General features: G+C 67.3%; 10 protein-coding genes. 1 reads left to right on the top strand and 9 read right to left on the bottom strand.

Annotation, left to right across the window (positions count from 1 at the left end; translation table 11 throughout):
* The 3 genes from ACFDS3_RS17060 to ACFDS3_RS17070 all read right to left on the bottom strand — a co-directional run.
* On the bottom strand, nucleotides 1-915 hold a 915-nt coding region (locus tag ACFDS3_RS17060; protein WP_375263557.1), incomplete at its 3' end, for an alpha-amylase family glycosyl hydrolase.
* Nucleotides 912-2,618 (bottom strand): malto-oligosyltrehalose trehalohydrolase, encoded by a 1,707-nt coding sequence (gene treZ, locus ACFDS3_RS17065; RefSeq protein ID WP_375263558.1) that lies wholly within the window; start codon nucleotides 2,616-2,618, stop codon nucleotides 912-914. The genes ACFDS3_RS17060 and treZ, both read right to left, overlap by 4 nt.
* Nucleotides 2,619-2,687: 69 nt before the next feature.
* Nucleotides 2,688-3,089: a cupin domain-containing protein gene (locus ACFDS3_RS17070; RefSeq protein ID WP_375263566.1), complete on the bottom strand. Its 402-nt coding sequence runs from the start codon at nucleotides 3,087-3,089 to the stop codon at nucleotides 2,688-2,690.
* A 110-nt stretch (nucleotides 3,090-3,199) separates the two neighbouring features.
* On the opposite strand from ACFDS3_RS17070, the gene ACFDS3_RS17075 reads away from it, so the two are divergent.
* Nucleotides 3,200-3,646, top strand: a complete 447-nt coding sequence (locus tag ACFDS3_RS17075) for a PRC-barrel domain-containing protein (protein WP_375263559.1) — start codon at nucleotides 3,200-3,202, stop codon at nucleotides 3,644-3,646.
* Here ACFDS3_RS17075 and ACFDS3_RS17080 read toward each other — a convergent pair whose 3' ends face one another.
* From ACFDS3_RS17080 to ACFDS3_RS17105, 6 genes are all read right to left on the bottom strand, one after another.
* Entirely contained in the window at nucleotides 3,647-4,252 is a 606-nt protein-coding gene (locus ACFDS3_RS17080) for a GNAT family N-acetyltransferase (protein WP_375263560.1), read from the bottom strand.
* 77 nt (nucleotides 4,253-4,329) lie between these two features.
* Nucleotides 4,330-5,604 carry a phosphopyruvate hydratase gene (eno, locus tag ACFDS3_RS17085; RefSeq protein WP_375263561.1) on the bottom strand — a complete coding sequence of 425 codons (1,275 nt, stop codon included), beginning with the start codon at nucleotides 5,602-5,604 and terminating at the stop codon, nucleotides 4,330-4,332.
* An 81-nt stretch (nucleotides 5,605-5,685) separates the two neighbouring features.
* On the bottom strand, nucleotides 5,686-6,621 hold the full coding sequence (locus ACFDS3_RS17090) for a DMT family transporter (protein WP_375263562.1): 936 nt from the start codon (nucleotides 6,619-6,621) through the stop codon (nucleotides 5,686-5,688).
* 45 nt (nucleotides 6,622-6,666) lie between these two features.
* Nucleotides 6,667-7,479, bottom strand: a complete 813-nt coding sequence (locus tag ACFDS3_RS17095; protein WP_375263563.1) for a PhzF family phenazine biosynthesis protein — start codon at nucleotides 7,477-7,479, stop codon at nucleotides 6,667-6,669.
* Nucleotides 7,479-8,144 carry a tellurite resistance TerB family protein gene (locus tag ACFDS3_RS17100; protein WP_375263564.1) on the bottom strand — a complete coding sequence of 222 codons (666 nt, stop codon included), beginning with the start codon at nucleotides 8,142-8,144 and terminating at the stop codon, nucleotides 7,479-7,481. The genes ACFDS3_RS17095 and ACFDS3_RS17100 overlap by 1 nt, the downstream gene beginning before the upstream one ends.
* Nucleotides 8,145-8,212: 68 nt before the next feature.
* Entirely contained in the window at nucleotides 8,213-9,805 is a 1,593-nt protein-coding gene (locus ACFDS3_RS17105; RefSeq protein WP_375263565.1) for an acyl-CoA dehydrogenase family protein, read from the bottom strand.
* Between the last annotated feature and the right edge of the window lie 272 nt (nucleotides 9,806-10,077).

Raw genomic sequence — 10,077 nt, forward strand, 5'->3', positions numbered from 1 at the left:
GTCGATATCCTCAAGTCCCTGCGGGTCGGTCAGGATGCGGCCGATCACGGCCGCGGCCTCGTAGCCGGTGGTGCCGGCGACCGGCCAATCGTCAAGCGTCTCTCCGGTGACGAGGATCTTTTCGACCCAGATATCCGTGCCGGGCAGCCGGTCGGACAGGCGGCGAAGGTAGGCTTCAGGATCTACGAGCCCGTCAACATGGTCGACCCGCAGCCCCTGGACGAGGCCACGATCCACGAGGTCAAAGATCAGCGCGTGAGTCTCGGCAAACACCTCGGAATCCTCGACGCGCACGCCGATCAGTCCGGTTACCGAGAAGAATCGGCGGTGCGTGATGCTGTCGCGCTCGAGCGGCCAGGGGATCAGGCGCCAGTGCTGGCGGTCCTGCAGGCCGTCGAGGTCGTCGAGGCTGCACTCGGCCTCGGTGCCCGGCGACAGCGGGACCTCCAGGGGGCCGACCTTCAGGATGCCGTTGCCCATCGTGACCTCGCCCGCCTCGACCAGTTCGGCTAACGGACGTTCAAGCCAGGGCAGCGCCAGGTATCCCTGCGGCCAGTCGATGTCGAATTTCGTGGCGTGTGGGCTGCGCATACCCTTGCGCAGCACGTCACGAAGCCAAGGTGTATCGAGCCCGAAGGCCATGTGGTTCGGCACGATGTCGAGGATGAGGGAAAGCCCCCGCCCGCGCGCGGCAGCTGCAAGGCTTTCGAACCCGGGCAGGCCGCCAAGGGACGGGTCGATCTGTGTCGGATCGGTCGTGTCGTAGCCGTGGGTGGAGCCCGGCGCGGCGGTCAGGATCGGCGACAGGTAGAGATGGCTCACGCCAAGCGCCGCGATCTGGTCGAGGCGCTTTTCTATCGCGGCAAAATCCGTCCCCTCGCGCAACTGGACGCGGTAGCTGGCAACGTAAGTCATGCGTGTCCCTCCAGCCCGACGCGCAGCGCGATGCGGGGGCCTGCGATGGTCAGGATTTCGGGGGTGCGCAGCACGGGCGCGGGGCCACCATCGGCGAAGGTCACTTCAAGTCGGCCGATGCCGAAGGTCCATGTCGCGCGCAGGCTCCGCTCACCTTCCTGTGTAACGTCGGTCTTTTGCCAGCCGCTTTTCAGCAGGGGCACGACCTTTGTGTGCCGCAGCCGCAGACAGTCGCGTGTCAACTGGCGCCACTCGTCGGCGTCCGGTGGCGGATCGGCGTAGGGCTTGGACCGCTCGAACGTCTTGGGCGCGTTCGGGTCGGGGATCTCGTCCTGCGCATCGGCGAAGTCCGGGAACTCGTTGCGCCGGCCCTTGCGGACAGCGGCGGCGAGATCGCCGTGGAAATCGGTGAAGAACTGGAACGGTGCGCGGGCGCCGATCTCTTCTCCCTGGAAGAGCATCGGGACGAACGGCGCGAGGCACAGCAAGCCGTGCATCACCCGCATGTCCGCGGGATCGGCAAGGGCGATCAGGCGCTCTCCGATGGCCCTGTTGCCGATCTGGTCATGCGTTTGGTTGGCGTTGACGAACCGGGTCGGGGGCAGGTGTCCGGACGGCTCTCCACGCATTTCGTCGGTGGCGGGGCGCGGCTGGCCCTGATCGACCTGACCATCCCGCAAGGCTGTCAGCAGATCTCCGAACGGATCCTCGGCGAAGGGCGCGTAATAGCTGTGACCCTCGCCCGTCAGCAGGGCGTGGACGGCGTGATGGTAGTCGTCGTTCCACTGCGCCCTGAGCGTCGCGTGACCGACGTACGAGGCGAGATTGCGTTCATCCTCGGTCACGAGGTGGACCGGGCGGCCAAGGTCCAGCCCCGCGACATGGTCGGCAAGTTCGGTCAGAAAGTCCGTCTCGTCCGGCTGGCCGATCTGGTGCACGGCGTCGAGGCGCAAACCGTCCACGCCATAGCCCGCGATCCACATCTCGGCATTCTGAAGGAAGAACGCGCGCACCTCTGGCCGAGTGAAGTCGATGGCAGCACCCCACGGGGTCTGCCGCTCTTCGTCAAAGAAGCTGGGGCAAAGTGCATGGATATAGGCGCCGTCGGGGCCGAAGTGATTATAGACTGCGTCCACCAGCACCATGATTCCAACCTCGTGGGCGGCGTCCACGAAGGCGGCCATGTCTTCGGGCGGACCATAGGCGGGGTGGAGCGCGTTGGGCAGCACCCCGTCATAGCCCCAGCCGCGATCGCCGGCGAACTGTCCGAGCGGCATCAGCTCGACTGCGGTAATGCCGAGCGCGGCGATCTCCGCCAGCTGCGCGGCCGCGGCGTTCAGCGTGCCTTCGGCGGTGAAGGTGCCGACGTGGATCTCAAGGACCACCGCTTCTTCCCACTCCCGGCCGTGCCACGGTGCGCGGGGCAGGGAGGCGGGATCGCAGAGGCGCGAGGCAGCGTGGACGTCGCCGGCCTGCCAGCGCGCCGCGGGGTCGGGGTAGGATTCGCCGTTCACGACGAAGGCGTACTCGGTGCCAAGGGCCGCCGACACGTCGGCGACGTGCCACCCGCCGGCGTCCTTCTTCATGTCGAGCGTGTCGCTGCCCAGCCTCAGCCGTACGTTGTCCTGCATCGGCGCCCATGTCGCCACGCGCCAGCGCTCGCCGTCGCGGGTCGGTCCCCAGCGTTGGGAAAATGTCGTCATTCCGGCCCTGTCGCCCCCTTGCAACCTTCCCAGACAAAGCCGCGGCGGCGGGCAATCGTTCCTTGTAAGTCAGTCCGGAATGTCGAAATCCGACGGCGCGAGTTCGAACCCTTCGAAGCGAAAGCCGGGGCTGACGGTGCATCCGACGAGGGTCCAGTCGCCCGTCTCGGCCGACTGCCACGCGTCCTTCGGCACGACCACCTGCGGACGTGCCCCCGCGCTCAGGTCGGGGCCAAGCACGTGCCGTATGGCTGGGCCGGCCTCTGTCTCGGCAATCCGGAGGGTCAGGGGTGCGCCAGCATAGTAGTGCCAGATTTCGGTGGCATCGACGCGGTGCCAATGGCTGCGTTCGCCGGCGCGGAGCAGGAAGTAGATGCAGGTTCCGGCTGCGCGCCCGTCGCCCGCGGCCTTCCAGGTCTGGCGGTAACGCCCGCCCTCGGGGTGGGGCGAGAGGTCCAGAAGCGCGATGATCTCGTCTGCGGTCCTGGAGCCTCGTGAGGGCGGATCGAAGGGGCGGCACGGAACCTCGGGGGCGGCTGACGGTTGCCCTGCCGGACTATGTCACAATGAAAGGCCGGACCATGTTTCGCAAATCCTTTGTCGCACTTGCCACCTTCGCGGCTGCCGGGCCGGCCTTTTCGCAGGAGGCGGCCAGCATCCTCGCGCAGCCGGGCACACCGTCTCCGGCCGAGGTGATCGTGGCCGACGATATCGAGGACGCGGATATCCTGTCGCTCGAAGGGAATTACAGCGACTCGATCTGGAACGACACCGCGCCGCTCGAGGCCATGGTCGCAGACCTGAACGAGGTGGGCGAGATCGAGGATGTCGTGCTCGGTCCGGGCGGGCAGACGCTGGGCCTGACCACAGATGTGGGCGGCTTCCTCGGCATCGGTCAAAAGACGGTCCTGATCCCACTACAGGACATCCGCCTCGTGCGGCCCCAGGACGGCAACGATATCTCTATCGTGACGCGCCTGGATAAGGAAGCCCTGCGAAACCTGCCCGAGTTCGAAGCCGTCGACTGATCAGAGCCGCGGAACGTAAGACGCCGCGTCCTCGTCGAGCAGACCGAGGACGCGAGGATCGGGAAAGACCCGGACCTCGCGCCGTTCCGCCTTGAACCCGGTCCCGAGGTAGAACCGCATCGCCTGCGGACTGTCGAGCGTGCAGGTGTTCAGGCGGATCTTTTCGGCGCCTTCGCTGAACAGCAGCTGCTGGACATGCGACATCAGCCATCCGCCCACCCCCTTGCCCATGACGGCCGGAACGAGGCCGAAAAAGCTGATCTCTGGATAGGTCGGGTCACCGACGTTCAGTTCCACCATCCCCATCGGCCCGTCATCCGAGTGCAGCGTGTAGATCGCGACGCCGGGGTCGAGCAGGATCCGCAGAAGCGCGTCGTCCTCGAGCATCAGTCGCGAGGTCCAGAGCCAGTCGCGCCCGACCATGCGGAAGAGCTTGCGGTAGACGTCGGGATACATCCGCTCTTCGCGCTTCAGAACCAGCCACTCGGGCTTCTCGCGGGGGGCAATCGGAGCGGTGCAGGCGAGGTGATGGACGACGACGGCCAAGTTGCCGGCGGGAACGGCGTAGGTGCCTTCGTCGATGGGAACGGGATCGGGGTCGAGCATGTGGGCCTTCTCGCGGGGAACCTGCGGAAGGCTAGGGCAGGGCGGCCCGCTGTCCACGGGCCGCCCCATCGGTTTCGTCAGCGCAGGATTGCTTTACCCGCGTAAACCGCTGTTTCGCCGAGCATTTCCTCGATCCGGATCAGCTGGTTGTACTTCGCCAGCCGGTCCGAGCGCGACAGCGAGCCGGTCTTGATCTGCCCGCAATTCGTCGCGACGGCGAGGTCGGCGATGGTCGCGTCCTCGGTCTCGCCCGAACGGTGGGACATCACGTTGGTGAACCGCGCGCGGTGCGCCATTTCCACGGCACGCAGGGTTTCCGACAGCGATCCGATCTGGTTGACCTTGACGAGCATCGAGTTGGCGCAGCCCTTCTCGATCCCCTGGGCCAAACGCTCGGGGTTGGTCACGAAGAGGTCGTCGCCCACGAGTTGGATGCGGTCGCCAAGGCGGTCGGTCAGCATCTTCCAGCCGTCCCAGTCATCCTCGGAGCAGCCATCCTCGATCGACAGGATCGGATAGTCGGCACAGAGCTTTTCCAGGTAGTCGACATTTTCTTCCGACGACAGCGAGGCGCCCTCGCCCTTCATCTCGTACTTGCCGCCCTCGTAATACTCGGTCGCGGCGCAATCGAGGGCGAGCATGATGTCCTCGCCGGGGGCATAGCCGGCCTTTTCCACGGATCGCATGATGAAATCGAGCGCATCGCGGGTCGACTTGATGTCCGGGGCGAACCCGCCCTCGTCGCCGATGCCGGTGGACAGGCCCGCTGCCGGCAGCTCTTTCTTAAGCGTGTGGAACACTTCGGCACCCATCCGCACCGCCTCGCGGATGTTCGAGGCCGAGACCGGCATGATCATGAATTCCTGGATGTCGATCGGGTTGTCCGCGTGCTCGCCGCCGTTGATGATGTTCATCATCGGGACAGGCAGCGTGCGGGCCGAGGTGCCGCCGACATAGCGGAAGAGCGGCTGCATCGTGAACTCGGCCGCGGCCTTGGCAGTCGCCAGCGACACGCCGAGGATCGCGTTGGCGCCCAGGCGGCCCTTGTTGGCGGTACCGTCAAGCTCGATCATTGTGGCATCGATGGCTTCCTGCTCGGTCGCGTCCATGCCCAGGAGCGCTTCGGCGATCTCGCCATTGATCGCCGCGACGGCCTCGAGCACGCCCTTGCCGAGGTAGCGTCCCTTGTCGCCATCGCGCCGCTCGTGCGCCTCGTGCTGGCCGGTGGAGGCGCCGGAGGGCACCGCGGCCCGGCCCATGCTGCCGTCCTCCAGCACCACGTCCACTTCGACGGTTGGGTTACCCCGGCTGTCCAGGATTTCGCGTCCGACGATGTCGATGATCGCGCTCATATGCGCCTCCTTCCGTAACGGTCGCTGTCCGATTAGCGCACCGTGACGCAGTTGGCTATCGCTTCAAGCCGCGCCGCCGGCCTAGCGCATCAGCGAGCGTCCCCGCGGCCGCATCGGGCGGCCTTCGGCCCGCTTACGCCGCCGCTCGCGCATCAGCGCATAGAGCCCGCTGCCCACAACGATGGCCGCTCCGACGAGGGTCAGCGCATCCGGCCGTTCGCCCAAGAAAACCATCCCCAGGATCAGCGCAAAGACCAGACGCGTGTAGCGAAACGGGATGACGGTCGAGACGTGGCCGAGCCGTGTCGCGGTGGTGAGCGACAGGTAGCCGATTACGCCGAGGGCCGTTGCGGCGCCCAGGTAGAGCCACGTGGCAAGCCCCGGCATCGTCGTCGCGGACCGGATCATCCAGAGCAACCCGGTGCCGATCGTCAGCGCGACATAGGCCCAGAACGCGAGCTGCAAAGTGGCGATCCGTGACGGGATGCGGCGCGAGATCACGTCGCGCGCGGCCAGTCCGATGGCGGCGACGATCACCAGAAGCGCCTCGGGCTGAAAACCTTCGAGCCCCGGCCGCAGGATCAGCAGTACCCCGGCCATCCCTATGGCCACAGCCGTCCAGCGACGCCAGCCCACCGTCTCGCCAAGCCAGATAGCGGCACCGGCGGTCACCAGAAGAGGCGTCGCCTGCTGGATGGCCGTGGCGAGCGTGAGCGGCACCAGTGACAGGGCGGTGACGAAGCTGATGGTGGCGAAGGCCTCGCAGAAGTTGCGCCCCATCACCTGCGGCCCAAGCACGTCCCGCGTTACCAATGGCAGACCCTTGCGCAGGCAGAGCAGCGCCAGGATGGCGGCCGTGGTGCTGCAGATCAGGAACAGCATCTGGCTCACCGGCATCTCGGCCGTGACCCGCTTGATGAAGAAATCCTCGGTCGCGAAGAAGGCCATGGACAGCACCATGAAGCCGGTCGCGCGCAGGTTGTCGTCCCCCTGGGGGATGGTGCTGTCGGTGGTCATGTCCTGCGCCTTAGTCCTTTGCCGGCAGCCGCGCCAGCCCTCGCGTCAGACGGTCAGCCGCCCCTCCATCACCCGCACCGCGCGGCCCGAGATGATCACCGCGCCACCCGCAGCTTCGGCCCGGATCAGCGAGGGGCGCGCCATGTCCTCGCCCTGCCGGATCTCGAGGTTCAGCGACCCACCCTTGGCGAGGTAGAGCGCAAGCACCGTCGCCGCGCTGCCCGTCGCGGGGTCCTCTGGGATGTCATCGAGCGGGGCGAACATCCGGGCGTGGATCGTCTCGCCCTCGCGGACATAGGCATAGACCGAGAAGTCGAAGGGCAGCGGGTAGAGCGCGGAGGCCTCTCGAAACGCGCCGAGGTCGGGGCGCGTGCGGGACAGGGTCTCGCGGTCGGAAAGTTCGGTCAGGGCGAAGGGCAGGCCCGCCGAGGCGATCGTGACCTCGGCGATGGCGGCGGGGTCGATCGACAGGCACCGCGCGACCAGCGCCGGATCGGGCGTGTGGAGCAGCTCGACCTCGGCCTCGCGGCGGAACGAGGCGACGCCGTCGGCCACGCATCCCGCAATCGGTCCGACGCCGGTGTGAATCGTAACCGTGTCGGGTGCGCCCTCGTCGTGCAGCGCGACGAGCGAGCCGATCAGGGGGTGACCGGCAAAGGGGATCTCCTGCGTCGGCGTGAAGATGCGGACGCGCACGTCGCCGTCCTCGGGGAACAGGAAGATCGTTTCCGAGAACCCGAACTCGCGCGCGATCGGCTGCATCAATGCGGGCGCGAGGCTGCTCGCGTCAGGAAAGATCGCCAGGGGATTGCCGCCGAAGGGCCGGTCCGTGAACACGTCGTAGACGAGATACCGCATCAGAGTGTGTAAAGCGGGGCCTTGCCCTGCGCCTCGTGGATGTCGTTGACCGTCTGCTGACCCAGCCCCATAGCACGGGCGAGGCGATCGAGATGCTCGGCCTCGGCGCGGTTGTCGGGCTCGATCGCGATGACCGAGGCGGTGTAGACCTCGATCTCATGCCCCTTGGGCGTGTCGGCGGCGAGCGCTTCGGGATCGACGGGCTCAGTCATCTGCCGCTCGAGGAACGCCATCTCTTCGGCGTCGGCGTCGCCGATCATCTCCATCAGGGACGTGCGCTCGGCCGCGTCGATCTCGCCATCGGCGCGCGCGGCCTGGATCATGGCCCGCAGCATCAGGCCCGAGACCTGCTCTTCTTCCGGCGTGTCTTCGGGCGTCTCGCGCGTGGTGTCCAGAAGCCCGCGCATCTTCTGCGCCCCGGCAGCACCGCCCGACGCACCGGCAAGCCCGCCCAGCAGACCCGCGATGTCGGTGCGCCCTTTCGAGCCGGTATCGGCGATGCCGAGCTGCTCGAGCAGGCCGCCGATGCCACCGCTCCGCGCCGTTCCGCCGCTGGGACCGGACAGCTTGCGGCGCACGCCCTCAAGGCCGCCGGCCTTTTTGAACGCCTGCACGCCTTTCGCGGCGGCGAAAGCAAGCGCCATCTGGGTCGCGATCTTCTTCATGCTCATGTCCGAAGCCCTCTGTTGGTGCGCTTCCCCAGATGTGGCACGCGGCCGGCTTTACGCAAGCGTCAGCGTGGCAGTCGCGCGATCAGCGCCTCGTTGTCGAGCCCCGTCGCCGTGCCCGGCAGCATGCCGCGATCCGCGCCAAGGCGGGTGCTTGCATAACCTTCGGCCACTGCGGATGGCGCCGTCTGGAACAAGGTGGCGGCGGTCAGAAGCCCTGCGAGGCGTTCGGTGTAGAAGCGCGCCTCGGCCTCGTCAGGCAGACGGGGCCAGCGGTCCTGGAAAGCGGCGAGGGCGGTATCAAGGGCGCGGTTTCCCTTCGCCTCCTGCAGCGCCGCGTGCAGCGCCTCGCGCGCGGCCTCGTCGCGGGCGAGGGTGCGCAGGATGTCGAGGCAGATGACGTTGCCCGACCCCTCCCAGATGCCGTTCAGGGGCGCCTCACGGTAGAGCATGGGCATCGGCGTCTCTTCGATGTAGCCCATGCCGCCCAGCACCTCCATCGTCTCGGCTATGACCGTGGGCGCCCGCTTGTTGGCGACAAACTTCGCCAGCGCGACGGCCACGCGGCCCAAGGGATCACCCTCGTCGAACGCTCGCGCGACGCGCAGGCCAAGGGCTGTCGACCCCTCCCAATCGAGCGAAAGGTCGGCCAGGACGCTGCGCATCAGCGGCTGGTCGATCAGCCGGCGCTGGAAAGCCGAGCGCCCCTCGCACCAGTGGACCGCCTCGGCCAGCGCCGCGCCCATCAGGCCGGCGGGCGCCATGGCGGTATCGAGCCGCGTGTGATGGACCATCCGGATGATCGCCTTCACGCCCTGCCCAGGTTCGCCGACCAGATGCGCAAGGGCGCCGTGATACTCGATCTCGGCCGAGGCGTTGGCGTGGTTGCCGAGCTTGTCCTTCAGGCGCATCAGCTGGATCGCGTTGCGCGAGCCGTCCTCGAGCCAGCGCGGAACGAGGAAGCAGGTCAGGCCCGCGTCCGTCTGCGCCAGCGTCAGAAAGCCGTCGGACATGGGGGCCGAGCAGAACCACTTGTGCCCGGTCAACCGCCACTGGTCGCCTTCGGGGACGGCGCGGGTGCTGTTGGCGCGCACGTCCGAGCCGCCCTGCTTTTCGGTCATCGCCATGCCCAGCGTCGCGGCCCTCTTGTCCGATAGCGGGGCGAGTGCCCGGTCGTAGGCGGGGGTGGAGAGCTTGGCCGACCAGTCCGCGAATCCCGCGGCGGCGAGGGCGGGAACGCCGGCATAGGTCATCGTCATGGGGCAGCAGATGCCGGGTTCGACCCCGCTCATCAGGTAGACCATCGCTGCGTGGGTCACATGGCCGCCCGCAGCGCCGGACCAGGGCAGGGCGGCGTAGCCGTGGCCGAGGCCCAGCGACATGAGGTCGTGATAGGCGGGGTGGAAGCGCACCTCGTCCAGCCTGCGCCCGTGGCGATCGAAGATCAAAGCCTCGGGCGGGACGCGCCGGGCTTCGGCGGCGAGGTCCCATGCCCCTGACAGGGCGGTGCCGAAGCGGGCCAGTTGATCTGCGTTGCCGCCTTGTAACTTCGCGTGGCTGGCGAGCGTCGGATCACTTGCGAAGGGGTCGCGAGGGGCCGCGCGGGCGGGTTGGTTTGTCACCTCGTGGGTGGACAGATGGTCCTCGGGTTTCACCATGATGCACCTCCCGGAAGCAAGAGTAGGCGCGGGTGCGACGTGCGGGAACCCCGGATCGCCGGGCGTGCCGCAGGAGAACGTTGCGCGGGACGAAGTGAGAGTTCCGTGCGAGAAGTGTACGAGATGCGTGAGAGGATCGTCGGATGCGTGTGCTCGCGGCAACTGCCTGAGGGATGGCCGAACTGACCTGAGCCCCGTTTCTTCCTCCGGTTTGAGATAGAGTCCGCTCCAACGAGGAGACGGACGATGAAGAGATCGAGGTTCAGCGAAGA

This window comes from Palleronia sp. (genome assembly GCF_042089775.1).
Taxonomy (GTDB): Bacteria; Pseudomonadota; Alphaproteobacteria; order Rhodobacterales; family Rhodobacteraceae; genus Palleronia.

Coding starts and splice junctions, on each gene's coding strand:
- treZ (WP_375263558.1), bottom strand. CDS start 2,618: ATGACGACATTTTCCCAACGCTGGGGACCGACCCGCGACGGCGAGCGC.
- ACFDS3_RS17075 (WP_375263559.1), top strand. CDS start 3,200: ATGTTTCGCAAATCCTTTGTCGCACTTGCCACCTTCGCGGCTGCCGGG.
- ACFDS3_RS17080 (WP_375263560.1), bottom strand. CDS start 4,252: ATGCTCGACCCCGATCCCGTTCCCATCGACGAAGGCACCTACGCCGTT.
- eno (WP_375263561.1), bottom strand. CDS start 5,604: ATGAGCGCGATCATCGACATCGTCGGACGCGAAATCCTGGACAGCCGG.
- ACFDS3_RS17090 (WP_375263562.1), bottom strand. CDS start 6,621: ATGACCACCGACAGCACCATCCCCCAGGGGGACGACAACCTGCGCGCG.
- ACFDS3_RS17095 (WP_375263563.1), bottom strand. CDS start 7,479: ATGCGGTATCTCGTCTACGACGTGTTCACGGACCGGCCCTTCGGCGGC.
- ACFDS3_RS17100 (WP_375263564.1), bottom strand. CDS start 8,144: ATGAAGAAGATCGCGACCCAGATGGCGCTTGCTTTCGCCGCCGCGAAA.
- ACFDS3_RS17105 (WP_375263565.1), bottom strand. CDS start 9,805: ATGGTGAAACCCGAGGACCATCTGTCCACCCACGAGGTGACAAACCAA.